Genomic DNA, 22,344 nt, shown 5'->3' with positions numbered 1-22,344 from the left:
CTTTATCAATATAATAAATTAACTCCTTCAGAGCTACCCCTCCTCAAACTAATATGATAAACATTTCGCAACAATCCAACCAACTGCTAATGATAACGATAATAAAATTGTTCCGACTGCTCGATTATCTTCTTCAATCGCTTTTTGAATGCTAAAACGAATCGTTATTAGTTCTGCTATGAAAAACACAACGACTTGCGCTACAATGCCGATTGCACCCCAGATGACCATATCAAATAATGAAATCGAATACTCTACAGCCGCCCCTAATACGATGGCTAAGCCGATTACTTTACCACCTAATAGCATCGCAGCACTTACATTTTTTTGCGCAATTAATTGGAACTCTTTAATTTTTGGTGTACTTAGCGTAAATAGCAACATACCGATTACTAATAAACTAATGGATACACCTAGATATGATAAAAAATTTAAATACACATTCATATTTTTCGCCCTCTCTTATCCTCCGAAACTTTTTAATCCACTGCCAAACCCTGAGCTGGATCGCCCTGCTTTAGAGCTGGTACTGCTTTTATAATTTTTGTAGTCTCTGCTACTCTTTAACGCTGACTTGGTATTATAATAGCTTCCCCCGTAATAGTAGGCTCCATAATGCCCTGAACGACTTTCATCACATTGCCATACGCCCTCTTCCTCTGACCAATCCCAGTCATTACAGCTTTCATCTGTTGGCTTTGATGGTAAGCTACTTGTTGATGTGTCACAACCAGCTAAGCTTAACGTTAAGGCTGTTGCTGATATACCAACCATCATTTTTTTCGTTTTCTCCATTTCTATGAGCCTCCATTTCCTTTCCTACTTTAACGTACGAAAGAAGAACGAGAAAAGATTCAAAAAATTTAACATCGTATAAATCTTGGAAAAAAAGTGAAACTGCAATGATCGGAAAATTCACTAGTATAGGTTTTTTTGCAATGTTAACTATCTTTGTGATTTTTCCCATGAAAAAAAGACCGCAAATGATGGTCTTTTAACTAAACATTCAAATCTCTTTTTTTATAATAAACATAGGTTATCACCAAAAATGATAGAATCAATATTAGGGAGATTACGACAAAGCTTACATCTAGCCCACCGCCATACATTACATTTTTCGCTTCAAAATATTTAAATGGTGTAAAATACCTTATTCCTCTTATACTCTCATTCAGATCAATAATCATTGATAACATATACATAAGTAAGAGAATTCCAGTAGCCACTGATGCAGCCGTTTTTGGTTTCTTCTTTACAGCAGCAATCGCACTGCCAATAACCATAAACAACACCTGCAAAATGAACATTGCTACCATTAAGATTGCGATTTCACCATTCACCGCTTCGCCATCGCTGTATTTCCCTAAAAGAATAATAGACGAAACGAATGTTGCGAGATTGAAGATCACAATATTTATCAACGCAGCCAATAGCTTGGCTGTAATAACTTTACTTCTAGATACTGGTTTAACGAATAAAAACTCAGATGTTTTATCTCGCTCTTCTTTGGCAATAATGGTCGCTCCGAGCATCACTGCATGAATAGTTGCCATTAACACTAAATAGAGAAAAAGCATACCATAGTAGCCGCTAGCTTTCGTTAAATCCAAATCATTGAAACCTAATACAGCCCGTAGCGATTTTGGCATATCTGCCATCAATTTATTTATCGATTGGCTCGATGACGAATACGCTTCATATTTAGTCATTCCTGATGCCACCATCAGGAAAACACCGATGCTCCAAAATATGAGTGATTTTCGATGAGACTTCAATTCTTTTAAAAATATATTCATTACCGAACCCCTCCATTTCGCTTTCTACAAGTAAAGCTAACATTTTTAAACCGCATGGATATCCTTCTTACTATAGACAACATAACTAGTTGCAATTGCAAGAATAATAATCACTGCACCAGCAATTAAAAATGTTGTTTCATAGCTGGAATGCTTTATGATATAAGCGGTGTCGAAGTATTTAAACGGCGAAAAATAACGTTTCACTTCATCACCAGTCGTATCGCTGAACATTCCGACAAAATAGAAAGCAAAGACGGTAGCAAGTGAGACGGTCAGCACAGATTTAATCTTTTGGACAATAACGGAAATGATTATTCCTAAGGATAGGAATATCAGCTGAATAAAGAATATTGTAAGTGAAAGCAGCAAGAAAATTTTTAAGCTAAAATCATCAGTCTGAACTTGTAATGCCACAAAGCTAGCGGCAGCGAAATAAAAGATATTCGTCACGACAATCGAAACGAAGGCTGCTAATAATTTAGCTGTCAAGATTTTTGTACGGGTAACAGGCTTCGTTAGCAAAAAGTCCGCTGTTTTTTCACGGACTTCCTTATTGATAATGGACGTGCCAAGATTCATCGCCTGGATTGCTGCGCAAAGAGTAATAAACGATAACGGGAAACTATAGAATCCTAAAATAGTAAAAAAATTTTCTTGATTAAACCCCATTGCATTTCTGATCGCCTCTGGATAGTTTTCAACGATTTTCATAAAACCCTTTGCATCTTCAGCAAATGTAGAATACATTGACATAAAAATAATCATAATGGCAATTAACGATAGCGACCAAATAATTGTAGACTTTCGATACGTTTTCAATTCATGTATAAAGATATTCATTAATGCTTAGACCTCCTTCTCATAATAATGTAAAAAGATCTCCTCAAGGTCTGGTTCTTCAATCCACAAATTCGTAATTTCAATGTCAGCGATTTTTTTCATCACCGTATTAATATTACCTTTAAATAAAAAGCTAGTTACGTTATTGTGAATATCTAATTTATTGACCCCATCGATTTGGAAGTAATTTTTGTCTAGGGGTGCATCCGTCTCAACTTTAAACTTTTTATAGTTATTCTCTTGTAACGTACTAATCTTTTCTACCGTTACAATTTTACCTTCTTTAATGATGGCAACACGATTACATAATCTTTGAACCTCACTGAGGATGTGCGACGAAAATAAGATCGTAGCACCTTTTTTATTCTCTTCCTCTAATAGTTCAAAGAATTTTTGTTGCATTAATGGGTCTAGCCCGCTTGTCGGTTCATCTAAAATAATGAGTTTCGGCTCATGGAGGAGCCCTTGAACAATTCCGACCTTCTTCTTGTTTCCTAAAGATAGGTCATCAATTTTTTTATTCAGATCCAAGTCCATCATTTTTGCTAACTCTTTCATTCTGTTACTGCAATCTTTTTTATAAAAGCTAGCTGAGTATTTTAATAGGTCCTTTACTTTCATATTGTCATAGTAAAAGATTTCTGATGGTAAATAGCCGACCTCCTTTTTTATTTCGGGTGCAAATTGAATGCAGTCCTTGCCAAAAATCGTGGCGCTGCCGCTCGTTGGGTAAATAAGCGATAATAATGTGCGAATTGTTGTCGACTTTCCAGCACCATTAGGTCCAATAAATCCGAAAATTTCACCCTGTTCAACGTTAAAACTAACATCAGCTATTCCCCTTGCTTTGCCGTAAGTCTTCGTTAGATTTTTAATTTCTATTACGTTCATTAATAATACCTCCCTTTTTCTTCTCAAACAGTTTCGCAAAAGATTACTGTCTTATTCGTAAGTCAGCTCACAGTCAACAACGATATTTCTCTTTTCACTTTATATATACATACATTAGTATTTTTGTAAATTACAACTTGCAACATTCATTTTCTCTAAATGGAATCTATAATAAAAGGGGTGTTAATATGAATAAAAGACTTTTGTTTTTAAGGTTGAGGTAAAATAAAAATTACAACTACTAATTTTAAGTATTTGCTGTTAGGGAGAGGTCACGAGGTAGCTCTTTATATAGGGGTGCTGTTGAAGTAAGCTTACTGTTAAGCCTAGAAGCTTGTTCTCTAAAATCATAAAAAAGTCAGATCACTGTGACTATCCTAGTTTTTTGTGAAATGACCTTTATTAGTAAGGTTCACCTTCTACTTTTATTACTTAAAGGTATATACTGATTTTCCACATTAGGGGGTAAATTCGTGAAATTGAAATGCAAGTGTTTGCTATCTATTGTCTTATGTTTGAGTATATTGAGTGGATGTAGTAATGAGAATCGTTCTAACGGGACATACGTTTCTTTTGCTAGAAAAGAAAATTTATCAGACGCGTTACGAAAATCGTTATTCGAACAATTAAAAGAAAATGATATAGAATATATAATAGATACTGAAGGTTCCGTGTATGTAAGTGAAAAAGATATCAATAAAGCTGTTTCGTGTTGTTCATAATATAACAAAACTTGCTATACGTCGTTAGGCTATGGAACAGTTATCAACGACACCGTCAAAGAGAGTTACATCCATTAATGGATGTCCTCACACTTTTGCAATGATTCTAATAAATAATGGGCAAAACGTAAACAACATTGCTGAACGATTAGGTATAGCTCAGCAATGTTGTTTAATTTTACGGACTTGTAATGAGAGCGTTAGAGAAGCAATCAATAGAAGTGTGTAGCATAATTTATTTTATTAATATTAAATCTGGGGATTGTGATTTTCAAGATTATCAACAAATCGCTGAATACGTTTCATCGCTTCTTGTAGTTGTTCCATAGAAGCAGCGTAGGAGCAACGAATACTTCCTTCACCGCTTTCACCGAAAACATCTCCTGGAACAACAGCAACTTTTTCAGTTAATAACAACTGCTCTGCGAATGCTTGAGAACTTAGTCCTGTTGACGCAATGGATGGAAATGCATAGAATGCTCCGCCCGGATAATGACAACTTAACCCCATATCATTAAAAGATTTAACGATAAAATTACGACGTTGGCGATAAATGTTTCTCATATCCTCTACATTGGATCTACCATGTTTTAGCCCTTCTAGCGCTGCATATTGGGCCATCGTTGGAGCACACATAATAGTGTATTGATGAATTTTTAACATGCCCTGTGATATTTCTTCAGGAGCACAAACAAATCCTAAGCGCCATCCTGTCATCGCAAATGCCTTTGAAAAACCGTTAAATAAGATCGTTCGCTTGTGCATTCCTTCTATAGAGGCAATGCTTGTATAGTTTTCATCATAAACAAGTTCTGCGTAAATTTCATCAGAAAGTACAAGCAAATCATGTTGTTCACACAGTTCAGCAATCTTCTCTAATTCTGTTTTATTAAGCAAAGAACCAGTAGGATTATTAGGAGAACAAATCATAATCGCTTTGGTCTTTTTTGTAATAGCTGCTTCTAATTGATGCGGAAGAATTTTAAATTCATTTTCTTTTAATGCTTGCACAGTAACAGGTACGCCTCCAGCCATCGTTACGAGTGGAGCATACGAGACAAAACAAGGCTCCACAACAATGACTTCATCACCTGGATCTAGTATTGCTCTTAAAGCTATATCTATTGCTTGGCTAGCACCCACAGTCACAATAATTTCTGATTGCGGAGCATAAGTAACTGAAAAGTATTTTTTCATATATAAAGCAATCTCTTCTCTTAGTTCAAGTAGTCCAGCATTTGCTGTATAAGAAGTATAGCCTTGTTCTAACGATGAAATTGCAGCTTCTCTGACATGCCAAGGTGTGACAAAGTCTGGTTCTCCTACGCCAAGAGAAATAACACCTTCCATTTTTGTAGCCAAGTCAAAAAAGTGGCGTATACCAGAAGGCTTTAATTGTTCTACAGCGTTTGCTAAATAAGATTTTGTTTCGATCATTATGGGACACCACGATTCTTTTATCTTTATCTTTTGTTCGTATTCTATTTCAATAATATGTAAAAATATTGCTAAGGCTAATATCTGCTTATTATTGCTCTATCCATCATTTCTCTTTAACTTTAAGTGATTTTTCAATGATTAAGTCAAGTAGCTGAGGATACGGAATGCCTGCTGATTGTGCACTTTTAGGTAACAGGCTGTTTTTCGTCATTCCAGGTAATGTATTAACTTCCAATACATACGGAACGCCGTTATTCATGATCATATCAATACGGGCATAAACGCTACATTTCAATGATTTATAGCAAGAAATCGCTGAAGCAACAACACGATGATATGTTTCAGGCGGTAGCTGAATCACCTCTTCAACTGTAGTCACATCATTATATTTAGAAGTGTAGTCAAAAAACTCGTTCTGATGACGAATAGAAATTACCGGCAAAATTTTGCCATCCAATATCGAACAAGTGATTTCCTCGCCCGTTACCAGCTTTTCGATTATCACTTCGGAATCCCATTTGAATACTTCCGCAATCGTAGATTTTACCGCTTCTTTGTCATACACAATTTTTACGCCTACACTTGAGCCACCTGCATTAGGTTTCACTACTACTGGGTATCCCATGTTATCTAGTTCATCCATATTAAGCTCTTCCATACTCATAAGATGAATCCAATCTGGTGTTTGCACACCTTCAGACCTCATGATTTTTTTCGAAATATTCTTATCCATACATAAGCTACTGGACAGGACACCGCTTCCTGTATAGGGAACTCCCATAGTTTCAAGGGTACCTTGAACGGTGCCGTCCTCACCATACTTGCCATGTAACGCCAGTAACGCAACGTCAAGATTCCGTGCATTTTCCACTAAATCTTCTTTATTCTCTATGTGGATTGGTATAATTGTATACTTATTTTTATCTAAATTAGCTATCATTTCTTCACCTGTCATAATCGAAACTTGCTTCTCGGAAGAAACCCCGCCCATAATGACGCCAACTCTCATTTTTTTAACCTCCATAATTATTTTTTAAAGTGTCTCCTATGATTTTAATTCCTTGAATAATTTCTTTCTCATGTAACCTAGAAAATCCTAACCGCAACGTATGTTGTCCACTACTGTCTGTGTAAAATACATTGCCTGTCGAAAAAACAACTCCCTTTTGGTAACACTTTTCTAAAAGCTTTTGTGAGTCAATGTTGTGATCTAGTTCTATAAAAAGGTGGAGCCCACCGTCACTTGTGATTCGCTTACATGGAATATATTGCTTACAATAATGGACAGCTAGTTCATATTTTTTCTTATAGACTGCTTTTGCTTTTTTTATATACTTCTCAAAGTAGCCATCATTTAAATATTGATATAGCACGGCTTGATCTAAAGTTGACGTATGCACCGTTCGAGCTCTTTTCATACTTTCCAAATAATAAATCAACTCTTTGTCTGCTAAAATCCAGCCAACTCGCAAGCCAGGAAAAAGAATTTTAGAGAAGCTACCAATATAAATCACATTATTGCCGTTTCCAGCAAAAGCAGCTAATGGAGCCTGATGGGACCCTGAGTAACGTAATTCTTCATTAAATCCATCTTCTATAATAGGAAGCTGATAGGTCGAAAACAGATCCATGATTTTCTTTCTTTTTTGAGAGGATGTTACGATTCCAGTTGGATTATGATAAGACGGAATGAAATAGGCAAAATCATATTCCTGTTTAGATAAGCATTTTTCTAGCTCACTAACATTGACACCGTCATCCTCCATTTCAATGCCATCAATCTCATAGCCATGTAATCGAAAGAGCTTGAGGGCTGCATGATGGGTTGGATTTTCACAAATCACACGGCCTTTCTTTTTATTTAAGGTGGATAAAAGAATATCCAGTCCTTCCGTAAAACCATTGGTAATTAAAATATCTTTGTTTCGAATGTCTACTCCCTTAATCTCCATGTAGTTAAGGAGGTAATCGATAAGCGGTTTATAGCCCTTTGCATAACCATAGTTAAGAACAATGTCTCCTTCAATGGACATACGATTTAAAAATGCCTTTTTAAAATTTTCTACATCAAATAGCTTTTCATCGGGCGCGATACTTGTAAATGAAATCATTTCTTTATTCCAACGTACTCCGTGTTTCATGAGATCTAATTTTTCAGATAAAAAGGTTTGCTCATTGATTTTTTCAGTCCAATTTAACTCGATAGTTGGAGCTTGAAAGGTCTCTACATGACTTACAAAGTGTCCTTTTCCTTTTACTGCATAAATCATGCCTTCTTGCTCTAAATCTGCATAAGCCGTAAGAACGGTATTTCGACTGATAGCTAATAATGAGCTGAGTTCACGAGTGGATGGAAGCTTTTGATGTTCAAGTAAATGCCCGTTCGTCATCATTCTTATTAAATATTCCTTAAGCTGAATATACAAAGGCCTGCCTTCCGTTATCTTAAAATCCTTAAACACTGAATTCATCTCCTTATTTACATTTTTACATTTCTGCACCGATTCCAAAAGGTCCACTCAACATGGATTTTTATGGTCTGGTGGTAGGGTGTGGAACGATTCTTTTCTTTCAAATAACCTACAAACGATGAAACACGTAATTTTGGTAGTATACTCACCAACATGTGAATACAATCAGGACAATTTGTTACTTGACTATTTTCTACTCTATTTCTTTCACATCACTATCGAAGAATCATCTATTATTTGCCAAGGGCGATGTGATACTTATAATCCTGGTCGTGTGCTTTCCTTTCGTACGGCGTTGCTAACCAAACTTGATTTCATGGTACGATTGTTTTTTCTTGTTGTACTAGAACCTGTTTGGCTGTCTCTATTACGAACGTAGCCATTCAAAACTATTCAGTTATTCCATTATAGAGCGCCTTTCCAGTGTAACGATAAACTAAATTTCTCGAGCAAGTTGGTTTGTTATATTGTACAGGTTCTATTGTTGTAGCTATAAAAAGAGTATTATTACATCAACCTGTTCTTAATGGTTTTTAGGATGCAGCGATTACTTCGCAAGATATATCAAAAAACGAAGGAAGAACCTTGATATTCTATATTTAAAGGAGGTGTCTTCGTTGTATAACCATGAAATTATAATTAAAAAAATTATTTTATATGTGGAAGAAAATCTACATGAACCACTTACATTAAAAAATATTGCAGCACAATCAAATTTTTCAATGTATCACTTCCATCGAATATTTCAAGCCACGGTTGGCATGACGGTAACTGAATATATTCGGTTAAGAAGATTGGCTAATGCTTCTTCCGCCTTGCTTTACACAAGCAAACGCATTCTGGATATTGCTTTATATTATCAGTTTGAATCACAAGAATCATTTACGAGAGCATTTAAAGAGATTTATAAGCTACCACCTGGTAAATATCGCAGAATAATGTCAGACGTGATGAAAATGAAGGAGGAAACAAATATGGATACAAAGGTGAAAGGTTGGTTTTTAAGTGGATCAAATCCATTTAATTACGAAATGGGAATTGATTATGAAGTTGTTCATCAGGGGAAAGCATCAGGTTATTTAAAATCCAAAACAGTGTTAGATTCAACTGAATTCGCTACTATGATGCAAACATTTAAGGCTAATCAGTTTGTTGGAAAGCGTATTCGACTCTCTTGTTTCATCCGTACGGAAGAGGTAAATACGTACGCTGGGATGTGGATGCGAGTAGACAACACAACGGAAGATGTTCTTCAATTTGATAATATGAGTAATCGCCCCATTAAAGGTACAACAAAGTGGAACCACTACTCTATTATTTTAGATGTTCCCACCCAAAGTGCTGTTATTTCGTTTGGTATCATGCTGTGTGGACAAGGAACTGTATGGGCAGATCAATTCACTTTTGAAGAAGTAAATAAAAATATTCCAACAACTAATTTAGATGTGCATGGTGAACTGCTGGACGAGCCAGTAAATTTATCGTTTGACGAAGAAATATAATTTAAGAGATGGTGATAACATGGCTAATTCCGGTAAAAAGGCTATTGGTGTAGTATTAAGTATTATCGTTATACTTATAATTATGTCTGTTAAGTTTGCAGGAATTAATACGTTAGTACATTACTTAACGTTTTGGTGAATATACGCCTAACTACACCGCAAATGTGCGCATTTCTTTAATAAAGAGATGCGTATTTTTTCATTAAAGGCTATATTGTAGTCATTCCGAATATCATTTTTGAAATTTAAGGGGCAAAATGAAGAGTCAACTTACTAACTAGAATAAATGCATCGAAACATTTGATTCGATGCATTTTTTTATATCTAATTTGTAAACTGGTTATCTTTTGAAGTAGTTTTAGAGCATGTCCTACCATCACTATCCTGTTATAAAGTATATTTGTCCATTAAAGCATTTAAATCTCGATTTAATTCCGTTAGTGTTTCAGCAGCACTTGCAACATCAGCAATTGCTTTAATGTGCTCATCTATGGACGATGCAATTTCCTGTACTGAAGCCGCCGTCTGTTCTGATACACTGGACGCGCTTTCGATTCCTTCACTCATCAACTTATTATAGGATGTCATAACGTCCATTTCTTTATTTACTGCTAATATCGATTCTACTATTTGTTTAACAGAATCAGACATCTGATTGAATTTGCTTTGTGTTAGAACAACATCATCATTTAACTTTTTAGCAGTCTCCATTGTTACTTCTACAGTTTCAACTGTTTTAGTAGTTTCTGAAACAATGGATAAAACGACTCCTTGTACTTGATGAGTAGCATTTTTTGATTGTTCCGCTAGTTTCCTTATTTCATCGGCAACAACTGAAAATCCTCTACCATACTCACCTGCTCTTGCTGCTTCAATACTCGCATTTAAAGCTAGTAAATTTGTCTGTTCTGCGATTGTTTCAATTGTTTCCATTACCTGTGTGATTTGATTTATTTTACTATTTAAATTTTTTATTTCATGACTGACTTCTCGTGATGCTGCTAATGAATCCGTATTTGATTTTTGTAATTGGTGAACGATTTCAATTCCCTCGGATGATAGTTTTTCTGCATGTTTTGTAATGTCGTACATAACTTTACTTTGTTTTTCCGTAGTATCTATTGAACAAGATAATAGCTCTACTGTTTGGTTTATCTTGTCCAAATCATGGGCTTGTTCTTGTGTACCAGTAGCAATTTCGGTAATTGCTCTACCAACTTCATCACTACTAGCTGATGTTTCTTCTGAAATTGCTGATAAGTTTGTCGCTGAATCCAATAATTGTTCACTAGTATTTTTAGTATTTTCGACAAGCGTACGTAATTGCTGTGACATTTTATTAAAAGCAATCGCAAGTTGTCCAATTTCATCACTTGATTCAGGCAAATTGGTAACCATTATATGACCATCAGCAATTTTTGATGATGTTTCAGCTACATCTTTTAGTGTATTTATTTTCCTGCGAATACCTAAATAAAACACAAGTGAGCTTAAAATAATGAGTACAACTGTTGTACCAAAGATAATATATTGTAAAATGTTTAATCCTTCATAAAATTCATCTTGAAAAACAGCAATTCCAATAGTCCAGTCCCAAGGCTCAAAATATTCTGTATAGGCTGTTTTATCTTTAAAAGAACCATCAGGCTGTTTGTCGGAATAAACGACATAACGATCTGATTCATTTTTGGACTTACCACCTGCAACTATCTTTTCTCGATTGCTTCTGTTAAGTTCATCGGTAGGAGCTCCACCTATTTTAGAAGGGTGCAGTTGCAACACTAAATCTTCGTCAAAAGCTAATATATAACCATTTTCTTTGTAAGTAAAATGGGATTTTTTATAATCGTAGATTCCATTTTCATTTACTGGTCCATTTAGAATAATTCTCGCTTTTTCTTTCCCTTCCGCTAGTGTTATTTTGCCACTTTCTACTTCTTCATTAATCAATTCTAATGAAGTATAGGCCTCCTTAACAATGCTTTGTAGTTCTCTTTGACCTGATTCTAAGAGCTGATTTTTGGCAACCAAATAACTTGTTGAGCCGATAATCACAACTGTGACAAGTATAATAGTTGTGATAAGTAGCATTAACTTCCCTGAGATACTTCGTAACTGTAAATTTTTCTTCTTCATTTGCTTCCTCCCACAACTATATATAGGTATATTTCGACAATAATCTACATAATTCAATAGTATCGAAATTATTTTTTATATTAGGAGAATGGATCTACGAACAGCTAGAAGCAAATTCTTTTTTAATCATTTGTCTTTTTCCACTGCCAACAGCCTTTTAAAGTTGTAACACTCTTGTGAAATGTCATCTAAAAGCAATCGCGTATAAATAACTATACATTGCTCATTCTTTAGTACTTTATGGTCTCCATCTTCCACAATCGTGCATTTTTTGTGAGAAGCTATGAAAGTGTTCATCTTGTTAAAGATTATATTGTTGAGGAACGCTCATTTTTTTATAATTCATTCATAGCAAAAAAACATGTTAGGGGGCATTGTTATGGAAATACATTGGGTAAATGGACAATATAGAGAAGATAATAGAATTTTTGATTCTCCGTTTGAAGTATATGAATGGACGGACTCTTTGTATCAAGATTTCTCAAATCACTTTTTGAGAGAAGAAAATGTCGGTTATGCCAGTCCTGATGTAAAGGTTATTGATTGTTTAACTGAACTAATACCACAATGGGCGGGATACATTAATGTGGTTGTTATATTACATAGAGATGTGATAGAGGTAGATGGTAAATATTTGTATAGGGTTTGGACGTCATATAGTAGATAAAGTTAATCAACAATTGGGCGCATTTCTTTAATAAGGAATGCGCATTCCTCTTTTAAAGAGCCATTTTGTTTTATTATGTATCATTAATATGTTCTTACGGAGACCGGTGTAAATTCTTTTATATATTGTTCCATTTTTGTAATGGAATCCGTAAATAACATCGCTTTTTGGTCAGCCATTGTTAAAAATCCACTTGTTACCATACCATTGTAAAAATCCTTTAACTTATCGTAATAACCTGCTACGTTGAACAGGATACATGGATTTTTGTGTTGCCCAATTCTTGCCCATGAAATAACTTCTGATATTTCTTCTAATGTCCCTGGTCCACCTGGTAATGCAATATAGCAGTCTCCTAATTCAATCATTTTATTTTTTCTTTCAGACATTGAATTTACAATTTCTAAACGAGTTAAATTTGGATGACTTAGCTCTCGGTCTACTAAAAATGTCGGAATAATTCCGATTACTTCACCATTATGGTATAAAACTTCATCAGCAATGACGCCCATTAACCCTGCTTTTCCCCCACCATACACTAGCGTATGACCATGATCGGCAATCCACTTACCTAACGCTTTTGCTGCTTCAATATAATCTTCATTGTTTCCTAAACTCGCGCCACAATAAACTGCAATATTCAAATTTAACGCCTCCTTCATGCTATTATTATCATTATAGAAAAATAAGGAGTAGATTGCTTTGAATATTGTAGAATATCAAAAATGGATTACAGAATTTTATAAAAAACGAGGTTGGTATGACTTAAATCCATTTATTCGTGTGAATTTTTTAACAGAAGAAGTAGGTGAAGTATCAAAAGCCATTCGTACACTTGAGATTGGTCGCGACCGTCCAGATGAAATTACACAATCTAAAGAACAACAAATCGAAAACTTGAAAGAAGAACTGGGTGATGTATTGGATAATTTATTTATTTTAGCAGACAAATACGAAATTGATTTGACAGAAATTATGGAAAGTCATAAAGATAAATTAACGAAACGCTATCAATAATACATATAGAAAGCGTCCCAAACACTGCTTGTAAAAAAATGCGGATTATCAACGTTAAAAATAGGCTAATTCTTATTCAATAATGATGAGATTGAAAGGCTTCAAATGCGCAATGCTTTTATCATTTAAATAGGGGGATTGTTAAAAAATTTACTCTGTTGGTTCCTTTTTTGGGTCGTCCAAAGTCTCCTTTTTCACTTACTAAATAGCATAGAGACCACCATTAATAGAGTAGTCTCTATGCTATGTTGATTAATTGTTGAATCACTTCTTTTACATTTTTTTCGATTTCATTTCTTTTATTTTCTATGACTTTGCTTAATCCAAAATTAAATGATATTTTATATGGCTCAATTCCAATTAGATAACCTTTGATTTGATTTCTCAATTGATACAATACTTGGAATAAATGAAGATTATGAACTGAAAAGTCGAATGAACGAGATACAACAAGATGATCTAATGAATGAATTGTTATCTCTCCTGGTTGCCCACCTGTAATGGTACAATCTATTATAATAACAAACGTTGCATTTTCGATTTGTTGAATACAATAGTCGATGTCTGACTCTCCGATAATATACTGGATATTTTGTGCACTTGCATCTCGCATCATTTCTTCTACTAAATAAATGCCAATCCCATCATCCATCATTAACCGATTTCCAATACCAAGTACGATAACTTTTTCCATTAGAACACCTGTATAGTTTTCACTTTTTTTCCGGGGCTGTATACATGTGTTGCACATGACATGCACGGGTCGAAAGAACGTAGTATTCTGCCGATCTCAACCGGTTCATCGGGATTGGCTATCGGTGTACCAATTAGCGCTTCTTCAGCTACTCCTCTATAACCATTCTCATCTCGGGTTGAAAAATCCCATGTTGATGGTGTTATAATTTTTCTGATTTTTAATCTCTAGCCAATGCCCTAATGCTCCTCTTGTAGTATCTACTAGTCCCCTACCAGATGCTGATAAAGGGAGGTCGTATTTTTGCTGCATTTCCACATCCGGTATAATTTGTTTCAGTAATATTTTCATAATTTCTGCAATTTTCTTTGTTTCTAATGCTCTGGCAATTGTACGGTCCATTGCTGAAATACGATTTATATAATTTCCACTTAAAATTAGTCTTGCTAGTGGTCCTACTTCAAAAGGAAGTCCATTATATCGTGGTGCCTTCACCCAAGAATATGCCCCTTTTTTATCCATGTCTGGTTCTAGAGCCAATTGATTTTGTTTATCAGTTTTCTCTGACAACTTGTAATAAGAATAATCTATTTTTTCTTCTATATTATTTTCGTTAAACACTTCTAGTCCTTTATTTGATAGAACAAGTGGATTCGTATACAGTGTTCCTAACTCTTTATAATTATGAAATGAACCATAAGATAGTAAGTTACCGTACCCTCCACCTAGTTTAAAATATTCGGGGTAATAATGAGCAATATCATAAACGTCAGGAATCATTTTTTCGTCTATAAATTCTACAATTTTTTGTAATAGTGAATCAATCAATACTACCTTCTCAGATGTTGCTTTTGTTGTAATACCACCGATAAACACCCCATGATTATGTGGTGCTTTCCCTCCTAATACCGCTAACATTTGGTGTGCTGAACGACTGATAGCGAGTGAATCTAAATAATGCTGTGCAATCCGATTATTCATTTCTTTAGCTAATCGAAAATCATGATGATCCGTTTCTAAGAGTGTATTTTGACCTAATTTAACAAAATCCGGAACAGTATATTGATAAAAATGACGAATGTGATTTTGTAAAAACTCACAGCAATGAATGATGTCTCGTAAATAGCGTCCTTGTTCCATAGGCTCAATTTTTAGTGCATCTTCTAAAGCCAGTGAGGAAGCCATAGAATGAGCCGCCGAACAAATTCCACATATTCGTTGTGTAAAGTAAACCGCATCAAAAGGACTCCTACCTACTAACATTTGTTCAAATCCTCGAAATAAGTTTCCTTTTGTTTTTGCATCCACAACTACATTGTTTTCAATCCGAACGTCAATTTCTAAAAAACCACTAATACGTGTCAAAGGATTTATGATAATTCTTTTATTCATCTTTTACCACTCTCGTTGTGTCATAGCTAATAAAAGGAGCCATCGCATCTGGAAAACCAAATTGCGCACACCCAATACAAGGTGTATCATCCCCAATTGGCCAATTTACGTGCCCGTTCCATTGCCTTGTCGGACAATCCGTTCTCGTTACTGGGCCACGACATCCAAGTTTGAATAAGCAAGTTTTATCACTTAATTTCTCCGCAAAAATTCCCCGATCAAAAAACGGTCTTCTTGGGCAACGGTCATGAATAAGCGTACTATAAAACATCAATGGGCGGTTTAAGCTATCTGTATCTGGCTCCCCATATAATAAAAGATGGGCTAAGGTTCCTAAAAACCAATCTGGGTGTACAGGACAACCAGGTAACATTATCATTTTTTTATTTGTTAGAACTTTGTTTATACCTACTGATTCAGATGGGTTTGGTTTTGCTGCTGACACTCCACCATGTGTAGCACATGCACCGACTGCCAATATGTGTGATGCTTTTTCTCCTAACAACTTGATTGCTTCTAGTCCTGTTAACGGTTTTCCTTTCCAACTACCAATGATGTTGTAAAGACCATTATTTTTTAAGGCTACTGCCCCTTCAACGGCTAAAATATAATCTCCTTCTAGTGCGTTCATTAATTTTGCAATAGCTTTTTCACCCTCCGAAACCATTAACGAATTACTGTAAAGAATATTGACCATTGATGTAAAAGCGTATTCGAAGTCTGGATTTTGCCCGTTTAACAAAGATATAATATTTCCTGAACAACCATTCAGTTCTAAATACACAAGATTCTTTTTGTTAATCAGTCCATTGTTCACATTATTTAACGCATTTGTCGTTAACCTTTTTGAAATAGCTTCATTACTTAAATCTTCCGGCGGTAAAATAAGCTTATTCAAGAAATAACCTCCCCACAACAGGTAGAGTTGTTAAAATAGATTGTTGTCCAGCATGACATGAAGCAAATTCTTGTGAATATTCTTTACCAGCTAGTAAACCAAAGTGGGTCGCTGCAGCCCATGCTCGATTATTGGTGATATCATAAACAGTGCCGTTGACAGCAACATAAGCAGGATTTCCATTTTTACCATCGAAATTTGCTAATTCTCCTATTGTAAAATTACGTCCGTTTAAATGTGGAATGGATTGATTTGGCGATTGAGGTGTAGTAGGTGGCACTTGAGTGTTTTTAGGGGTACTGTTTACAGAAATTATTTGTGAATTATCAGATATTGGCTGGTAACAATTTAAAGCTTGATTGACAAGTAATTCACCAATGAAATGGATACTAGAAGTTGTATCCCATAACCTTTGAAGAATTACAGGGGTTATTGATGATTGATTAGTTGTAGAAAGTGTATAAATATCTTGTTGTACTTGTGAAACAAGGCTGTTCAACTGCCATCGAAGCATCTCGATATTTTGCATGTTTTCCTCCTAATTAGAGAGACTCCACACATTTTATGCTTCATGTTTATTTTCATTAACAAATTCTAGGTAATAGCAGGCCTGAAAGACGGAAAAGACGTCTTGTAGAACCTATAGGTGTTTTTAATAACACCTTCCCCTCTTCTTTTTGACATTCAGTAATTTGGCCAATTACTTTTGCATCTTTGCCTAGTTCGTGATTTTGTAGGATATCTAAAACACAATCTATTTGATTTTTGTCAACAATCAGCAATACTTTACCTTCATTAGCAAGATAGAGTGGGTCAAAACCTAAAATATCGCATGCTCCTTCTACCTCTTGCCGAATAGGAATTGAACGGTCTTCTATTTCAATTGTACAATGCAATTCTTCACATAGTTCGACAAGTGCCGTTGATACACCACCACGTGTAGGATCACGCATTACACGAATCCCATCCACTTGCTCTAAAAGCTCTTGTAGTAAATGATTTAATGAAGCACAGTCACTTTGTACATCTGTCATCAAACCCAATTCCTCGCGTGCAGATACGATAGCAATACCATGGTCTCCAACTGTTCCACTTACAATTACCATATCGCCCACGCTTATATTTTCTGGATACAATTGATGTGTTTCTTTTATAAAACCAATTCCGGTTGTGTTAATAAATAATCCATCAACACTTCCCTTTTCTACTACTTTCGTGTCACCAGCTATAATTGACACACCTGCATTTTTGGCTTCTTCCGCCATACTTTTAACGATAAGTTTTAATTGCCTTATTGGAAATCCTTCTTCAAGAATAAAACCTGCAGTAATAGCTTGAGGTGTTGCACCACTTACTGCTAAGTCATTGACTGTTCCCGTAATAGCAAGCTTACCAATATCTCCACCTGGGAAAAATAAGGGTTTTACAACGTAACAATCTGTTGTAACTGCTAATTTTGAAGCGTTTAATTTAATGATTGCTGCATCAAGTTGTGTGTGCTGAAGATTACCAAAAGATTCGATAAAAACATCTTTAATTAACCGATGAGTTAACTCGCCGCCTTCTCCATGTGTTAAACTAATACGCTGCACCAAATTATCCCTCCTTCATATATTGGTAATGTGCTGCACAAGTACCTTCTGCCGAAACCATACAAGGACCAATTGGAAATAATGGTGTACACCCTTTACTAAATAGGATACATTCCTCAGGTGTTATTACCCCTTGAATAATTTCACCGCAGCGGCATTTTGTTTTTCGCGGCTCTTCAACAGACACATGAAACTTTTTCTTTGCATCGAATATCGCATATTCAGGTTTTAAAATGAAGCCACTGTTTTGAATTACGCCTATACCGCGCCATGCTTCATCGTGGTAATCTAAATATTTTTCCATCAACTTTTTCGCGACTATATTTCCGTCATTTTTGACCATATATTTATAATCATTAATAATTTCATTTTTTCCGCTTAATAATTGCTGTAATAGTTTATAAATGGCTCTTAACAATTCAACTGGTTCAAACCCTGTTATTACACCAGAAATACCGTACTCTTTTACTAAAAAATCAAAACTATTCTTTCCTGTCACCACAGAAACATGACCAGGTAATAAAAAACCATCTATATTAATCTCTTTGCCATTAAGTAGCGTCCTTAGTATAGGCTCCACTAATTTCGTTGTCATCCAAATAGTGTAATTTGTTAATCCCTTTTTTTCTGCCTCCTGAATAGTTGCCACAAGAATAGGTATAGTCGTTTCAAAACCAATACCTAAAAAAATGACTTCTTTTTCTGGATTCTCTTCTGCAATTTTAATACTGTCTAACGGGGAGTACACAACTCGTATATCCTTGCCTTCTGTTTTTGCCTCCATTAAAGAAAACTTTGATCCTGGGACACGCACCATATCACCAAATGTACAAAGAATGCGATTGGTATCTCGCGATAATTCTATCATGGTATCTATGGATTTTTGATCTGTTACACAAACTGGACATCCTGGTCCTGCAATTAAACGAACATGATCTTTCAGTCTTGTTTTAATACCAGTTTTTGCAAAAGCCATTGTATGTGAACCACATACTTCCATCAGTACAGGGATTCTACCTTTTTCTTTCTTATATTGCTCAGCAAGTTGAATGACTGCTTCCAAAGATTTTCGTAGAATAATAGGATTAGATAAATGTATCAGATGTTCCATTCATTATATTCCTCCATTCTTCCATACTCTCTTTTGCAAATTTCTCATCAACTATAGTCATGGCTTGCCCAGCATGTAACAAAACAAAATCGTTTAATTGAACTTCTGGTACAAAAACGATTCCAACAAACATCTTTGATCCCATTACATCCACTAATGCTTTCTCCGCTTTTATTTTTATTACTTTAGCAGGAACCCCTATACACATTGTTTCAAGTCTCTCCTAACTATTTTTATCTATAATTTTATGTGCAGCAATTAAAAGTTGTCCTATAGCTAAGCCACCATCATGACATGGAATCTTTTGATGTGTATATACTTGAAACCCTTCCTCACGAAGCTTATTCGTTATTTCAATTGACAAATAGTTATTTTGGAACGAGCCACCCGAAAGAACGACATTTCTATTTAAAACAGGGGATTTTTTCACAATTAATACAATCATTTTAACGCAACTTTCAACAATCGTTTGATGGAACTTTTGGATGATTTGGACAATAGGTTTTTGTTCTAATTTATCAATGACTATTTGACGTATCATAGCACTCATATCAAGTACAAATTCTTGAGGATTTTCTATAATTTCGAAGGAATACATATCCTTCGTTGATTTATTCATTGTGTCACGAGTTAAGTAATCAGATAACTTGATTGCTGCTTCTCCCTCATAAGTAGAACTTGTACAGATGCCCAATATTGCACTAACCGCATCAAATAAGCGTCCACAAGTTCCTGCCATTGCTGTATTTAATTGTTTTATAATCATTTGTTCTAGGACATGAATTTCGTTTGATTTTTCAGGGAAAAGTTGTGTAGCAAATCTATTTCCTTCTTCTTTCAAAGATGAAACAATCATCCCAACTGCATTTCGCCACGGTTCTTTAACTGCCTTTTCACTTCCAGGTAAAGGTGTGTACTTTAAATATACCAATCTTCTGATTCTTTTTGCATCTCCATATAAAAATTCAAATCCCCAAATATGACCGTCATTACCGTAACCAGTACCATCTAAAATAATACCCAAACATGGTTCTTTGAGATTATGTTCTGCCATACAAGATACGTGATGAGCGTGATGATGTTGAATCGGTATTACTTCACTTTTCGATTGTTTTGCCAGTATAGTAGTTGCGTATAAAGGATGCATATCAACGGCGATATATTTTTCGTCAACAGTGTACCATTCTTTAAAAGATTGAAGCTGTTTGTTCAAGCTATTCATCATTTCCTCATTTTCTAAATCTCCAATTTGCGGACTAAGTATTAGACCTTTTTGACCCCCTATAGCAAATGCGTTTCTTTGATTTCCACCAAGAGCAATAATATTTGAAACATTCATATTGGATTCAATTACTTCAGGTGCGAAACCTCTAGCACTTCTAATAATGACCGTATTCTCTCCATTATGTTGTATTACTGAATCATCAATTGGATGTGCAATTTCACGATTATGCGTTAAGATATAATCACTAAGTTCACTCAAACCGTCATAATCTGAATCTTTGTAATAAATGGGAGAGCCACTTCTGTTGGCACTTGTCATAATTAGACATTCCAGTTCTGGCGTATCAAATAACAGATGATGAATAGGTGTATAGGGTAACATAACTCCAAGCTTGGTTAATCCAGGAGCAATATTAAGTGGTAATAAATTTTCTTTCTTCATTTCCAATAAAACGATAGGATTTGCTGAACTTGTTAATAATGCGGCTTCATCAGATGTTATATAACAAAATTTCCGCGCGACTTCTAGTGATTTTACCATTATAGCGAATGGCTTTTGAGGACGTTTTTTTCGATTCCGTAGTAAATCTATTCCTTTTTCTTGGGTGGCATCACAAACAAGATGATAACCGCCTATTCCTTTAACGGAAATGATTTTCCCGAGTTTCAATAACTCTGTGGTTTTGGCGATTGCGAAAAGGTTATACGCTATTTGCTCACCTTTTGTATTTAGTAGATTCAATGTTGGTCCACAATTAGGGCAACAAATTGGTTGTGCATGGTGCCGTCGATTATTTGGGTTATGATATTCATTTTGACAGTCTGAACACATCGGAAATTTACTCATAGTCGTCTGAGGACGATCATATGGAAAACGATGTATTATCGTATAACGTGGACCGCATTGAGTACAATTAATAAATGGATGTTGAAAACGGCGATTTTGTGGATTCATCATTTCTTCTAAGCATAATTCACAAATTGCTGCATCTGGAGTAATAGCAAGAGTCGTAGGATGTTTGCTTTCTTTACTTTGAAGAATAGAGAAATCTTTGTAATAATGAGGCGGTATTTTTTGTATTTCCAAATCCGTGATGTTGCATATTTTTGGTGGATTACTTTTTAATTCGTGTATCATCTCGTATAGTCTTTCTTCTTCACCCTCTATAATAATCGATACACTGCCAACGGTATTTTGTACAGTTCCTTTTAAGTCGTACTTTTTTGATAAATCATACACAAAAGGACGAAAACCTACACCTTGTATTTTTCCCTGCACAACGACATTTAATGCTTGATACATGTACGATAAACATCCTTAATCCAATTAATCCAATCATCTATACCTTCCCCTGTCGTTGCAGATACTAATTTGAATTGTGCGGTGGGATTAATTTGTGCTAAATCTTGTTTCGCCTCTTCGATGTTGAAAGCTACATATGGCAAAAGATCTATTTTATTAATAATCGTTAAATCGGTTCTTCGAAACATGACAGGATATTTCGGTATTTTATCATTACCTTCTGGGACACTTAAAACGACAACTTTATAATCTTGGCCTAAATCATAACCAGAAGGACAAACTAAATTACCAATGTTTTCTATAAAGAGTATATCAATAGATTCAAAGTTGAATTCTGGAATAGTCTTGGCAATCATTCTTGCATCTAGATGACAACCACCCACAGTATTAATTTGAACTGTTTTGATTCCAAGAGAGCGTAATCTTTCTGCATCTCGTTCTGTCGCTAAATCTCCTTCAATCACAGCAATATTGAACTTGTCCGCTAGTCTTTTAACTGTTTCTTCTAATAGGGTTGTCTTACCTGCACCAGGTGAACTCATTAAATTAATTACTAGTGTTTTATTCTCTTTAAACAAATTCCGATTAAATGTTGCCGCTGCATTCAGATCGGTTAATACTTCTTCTTTAAGTTTTATTTTCAAA

General features: G+C 35.1%; 21 protein-coding genes and 2 pseudogenes. 3 read left to right on the top strand and 20 right to left on the bottom strand.

Annotated elements, in window-relative coordinates:
* Positions 1–48 precede the first annotated feature (48 nt).
* The 9 genes and pseudogenes from LO754_RS07755 to LO754_RS23420 form a co-directional block, all read right to left on the bottom strand.
* Positions 49–447 carry a DUF350 domain-containing protein gene (locus LO754_RS07755; RefSeq protein ID WP_025219123.1) on the bottom strand — a complete coding sequence of 133 codons (399 nt, stop codon included), beginning with the start codon at positions 445–447 and terminating at the stop codon, positions 49–51.
* A 15-nt stretch (positions 448–462) separates the two neighbouring features.
* Positions 463–795 carry an aminotransferase yhxA gene (locus LO754_RS07750; protein ID WP_231785939.1) on the bottom strand — a complete coding sequence of 111 codons (333 nt, stop codon included), beginning with the start codon at positions 793–795 and terminating at the stop codon, positions 463–465.
* A 203-nt stretch (positions 796–998) separates the two neighbouring features.
* Entirely contained in the window at positions 999–1,796 is a 798-nt protein-coding gene (locus LO754_RS07745) for a DUF2705 family protein (RefSeq protein WP_231785938.1), read from the bottom strand.
* Between the two features lie 45 nt (positions 1,797–1,841).
* On the bottom strand, positions 1,842–2,639 hold the full coding sequence (locus LO754_RS07740) for an ABC transporter permease subunit (protein WP_024363314.1): 798 nt from the start codon (positions 2,637–2,639) through the stop codon (positions 1,842–1,844).
* Between the two features lie 6 nt (positions 2,640–2,645).
* Entirely contained in the window at positions 2,646–3,530 is an 885-nt protein-coding gene (locus LO754_RS07735) for an ABC transporter ATP-binding protein (protein ID WP_231785937.1), read from the bottom strand.
* Between the two features lie 971 nt (positions 3,531–4,501).
* Positions 4,502–5,689 (bottom strand): aminotransferase, encoded by a 1,188-nt coding sequence (locus tag LO754_RS07730; RefSeq protein ID WP_231785936.1) that lies wholly within the window; start codon positions 5,687–5,689, stop codon positions 4,502–4,504.
* A 106-nt stretch (positions 5,690–5,795) separates the two neighbouring features.
* Positions 5,796–6,701 (bottom strand): D-alanine--D-alanine ligase, encoded by a 906-nt coding sequence (locus LO754_RS07725; RefSeq protein ID WP_231785935.1) that lies wholly within the window; start codon positions 6,699–6,701, stop codon positions 5,796–5,798.
* Positions 6,702–6,705: 4 nt separating this feature from the next.
* Entirely contained in the window at positions 6,706–8,154 is a 1,449-nt protein-coding gene (pdxR, locus tag LO754_RS07720; protein ID WP_231785934.1) for a MocR-like pyridoxine biosynthesis transcription factor PdxR, read from the bottom strand.
* Positions 8,155–8,171: 17 nt separating this feature from the next.
* Positions 8,172–8,375: pseudogene (locus tag LO754_RS23420) on the bottom strand (transposase); the annotation flags it as partial.
* A 405-nt stretch (positions 8,376–8,780) separates the two neighbouring features.
* On the opposite strand from LO754_RS23420, the gene LO754_RS07710 reads away from it, so the two are divergent.
* A complete protein-coding gene (locus tag LO754_RS07710; RefSeq protein ID WP_108030445.1) occupies positions 8,781–9,665 on the top strand; it encodes a helix-turn-helix domain-containing protein in 885 nt (294 codons plus the stop codon).
* Positions 9,666–10,052: 387 nt separating this feature from the next.
* On the opposite strand, the gene LO754_RS07705 is transcribed toward LO754_RS07710, so the two are convergent.
* Entirely contained in the window at positions 10,053–11,801 is a 1,749-nt protein-coding gene (locus LO754_RS07705; protein ID WP_231785933.1) for a methyl-accepting chemotaxis protein, read from the bottom strand.
* A 379-nt stretch (positions 11,802–12,180) separates the two neighbouring features.
* On the opposite strand from LO754_RS07705, the gene LO754_RS07700 reads away from it, so the two are divergent.
* Complete coding sequence (locus tag LO754_RS07700; RefSeq protein ID WP_231785932.1) at positions 12,181–12,468, top strand: hypothetical protein; 288 nt, start codon at positions 12,181–12,183, stop codon at positions 12,466–12,468.
* 83 nt (positions 12,469–12,551) lie between these two features.
* Here the strand turns inward: LO754_RS07700 and LO754_RS07695 are convergent, their stop codons facing one another.
* Complete coding sequence (locus LO754_RS07695) at positions 12,552–13,112, bottom strand: LOG family protein (protein ID WP_024363305.1); 561 nt, start codon at positions 13,110–13,112, stop codon at positions 12,552–12,554.
* 58 nt (positions 13,113–13,170) lie between these two features.
* On the opposite strand from LO754_RS07695, the gene LO754_RS07690 reads away from it, so the two are divergent.
* Positions 13,171–13,485 (top strand): MazG nucleotide pyrophosphohydrolase domain-containing protein, encoded by a 315-nt coding sequence (locus LO754_RS07690; RefSeq protein WP_024363304.1) that lies wholly within the window; start codon positions 13,171–13,173, stop codon positions 13,483–13,485.
* A 238-nt stretch (positions 13,486–13,723) separates the two neighbouring features.
* Here the strand turns inward: LO754_RS07690 and LO754_RS07685 are convergent, their stop codons facing one another.
* The 9 genes and pseudogenes from LO754_RS07685 to hypB all read right to left on the bottom strand — a co-directional run bounded on the left by LO754_RS07685 (position 13,724) and on the right by hypB (position 22,343).
* Positions 13,724–14,179 (bottom strand): hydrogenase maturation protease, encoded by a 456-nt coding sequence (locus LO754_RS07685; RefSeq protein WP_108030441.1) that lies wholly within the window; start codon positions 14,177–14,179, stop codon positions 13,724–13,726.
* Positions 14,179–15,442, bottom strand: a pseudogene (locus LO754_RS07680) (nickel-dependent hydrogenase large subunit). The gene LO754_RS07685 and the pseudogene LO754_RS07680 overlap by 1 nt, the downstream one beginning before the upstream one ends.
* A 121-nt stretch (positions 15,443–15,563) precedes the next feature.
* Positions 15,564–16,469, bottom strand: coding sequence for a hydrogenase small subunit (locus tag LO754_RS07675; protein ID WP_025219112.1), 906 nt, complete (start codon positions 16,467–16,469; stop codon positions 15,564–15,566).
* Positions 16,462–16,998 (bottom strand): cytochrome b5 domain-containing protein, encoded by a 537-nt coding sequence (locus LO754_RS07670; protein ID WP_231785931.1) that lies wholly within the window; start codon positions 16,996–16,998, stop codon positions 16,462–16,464. The genes LO754_RS07675 and LO754_RS07670 overlap by 8 nt, the downstream gene beginning before the upstream one ends.
* Positions 16,999–17,053: 55 nt before the next feature.
* Positions 17,054–18,061, bottom strand: a complete 1,008-nt coding sequence (gene hypE, locus LO754_RS07665; protein ID WP_024363299.1) for a hydrogenase expression/formation protein HypE — start codon at positions 18,059–18,061, stop codon at positions 17,054–17,056.
* Positions 18,062–18,065: 4 nt separating this feature from the next.
* Positions 18,066–19,172: a hydrogenase formation protein HypD gene (gene hypD / locus LO754_RS07660; protein ID WP_231785930.1), complete on the bottom strand. Its 1,107-nt coding sequence runs from the start codon at positions 19,170–19,172 to the stop codon at positions 18,066–18,068.
* Entirely contained in the window at positions 19,147–19,380 is a 234-nt protein-coding gene (locus tag LO754_RS07655) for a HypC/HybG/HupF family hydrogenase formation chaperone (protein WP_024363297.1), read from the bottom strand. Before LO754_RS07655 ends, hypD begins: the two co-directional genes overlap by 26 nt.
* Before the next feature lie 15 nt (positions 19,381–19,395).
* Positions 19,396–21,699 carry a carbamoyltransferase HypF gene (hypF, locus tag LO754_RS07650; RefSeq protein WP_231785929.1) on the bottom strand — a complete coding sequence of 768 codons (2,304 nt, stop codon included), beginning with the start codon at positions 21,697–21,699 and terminating at the stop codon, positions 19,396–19,398.
* On the bottom strand, positions 21,684–22,343 hold the full coding sequence (gene hypB / locus LO754_RS07645) for a hydrogenase nickel incorporation protein HypB (RefSeq protein ID WP_024363295.1): 660 nt from the start codon (positions 22,341–22,343) through the stop codon (positions 21,684–21,686). Before hypB ends, hypF begins: the two co-directional genes overlap by 16 nt.
* Between the last annotated feature and the right edge of the window lies 1 nt (position 22,344).

It is taken from the genome of Lysinibacillus sp. GJ-1 (assembly GCF_021166035.1).
Classification (GTDB): domain Bacteria; phylum Bacillota; class Bacilli; order Bacillales_A; family Planococcaceae; genus Lysinibacillus; species Lysinibacillus sphaericus.
This window is presented reverse-complemented; position numbering and strand designations above follow the sequence as displayed.

Coding starts and splice junctions, on each gene's coding strand:
- LO754_RS07755 (WP_025219123.1), bottom strand. CDS start 447: ATGAATGTGTATTTAAATTTTTTATCATATCTAGGTGTATCCATTAGT.
- LO754_RS07750 (WP_231785939.1), bottom strand. CDS start 795: ATGGAGAAAACGAAAAAAATGATGGTTGGTATATCAGCAACAGCCTTA.
- LO754_RS07745 (WP_231785938.1), bottom strand. CDS start 1,796: ATGAATATATTTTTAAAAGAATTGAAGTCTCATCGAAAATCACTCATA.
- LO754_RS07740 (WP_024363314.1), bottom strand. CDS start 2,639: ATGAATATCTTTATACATGAATTGAAAACGTATCGAAAGTCTACAATT.
- LO754_RS07735 (WP_231785937.1), bottom strand. CDS start 3,530: ATGAACGTAATAGAAATTAAAAATCTAACGAAGACTTACGGCAAAGCA.
- LO754_RS07730 (WP_231785936.1), bottom strand. CDS start 5,689: ATGATCGAAACAAAATCTTATTTAGCAAACGCTGTAGAACAATTAAAG.
- LO754_RS07725 (WP_231785935.1), bottom strand. CDS start 6,701: ATGAGAGTTGGCGTCATTATGGGCGGGGTTTCTTCCGAGAAGCAAGTT.
- LO754_RS07705 (WP_231785933.1), bottom strand. CDS start 11,801: ATGAAGAAGAAAAATTTACAGTTACGAAGTATCTCAGGGAAGTTAATG.
- LO754_RS07700 (WP_231785932.1), top strand. CDS start 12,181: ATGGAAATACATTGGGTAAATGGACAATATAGAGAAGATAATAGAATT.
- LO754_RS07685 (WP_108030441.1), bottom strand. CDS start 14,179: ATGGAAAAAGTTATCGTACTTGGTATTGGAAATCGGTTAATGATGGAT.
- LO754_RS07670 (WP_231785931.1), bottom strand. CDS start 16,998: ATGCAAAATATCGAGATGCTTCGATGGCAGTTGAACAGCCTTGTTTCA.
- hypD (WP_231785930.1), bottom strand. CDS start 19,172: ATGGAACATCTGATACATTTATCTAATCCTATTATTCTACGAAAATCT.
- LO754_RS07655 (WP_024363297.1), bottom strand. CDS start 19,380: ATGTGTATAGGGGTTCCTGCTAAAGTAATAAAAATAAAAGCGGAGAAA.
- hypF (WP_231785929.1), bottom strand. CDS start 21,699: ATGTATCAAGCATTAAATGTCGTTGTGCAGGGAAAAATACAAGGTGTA.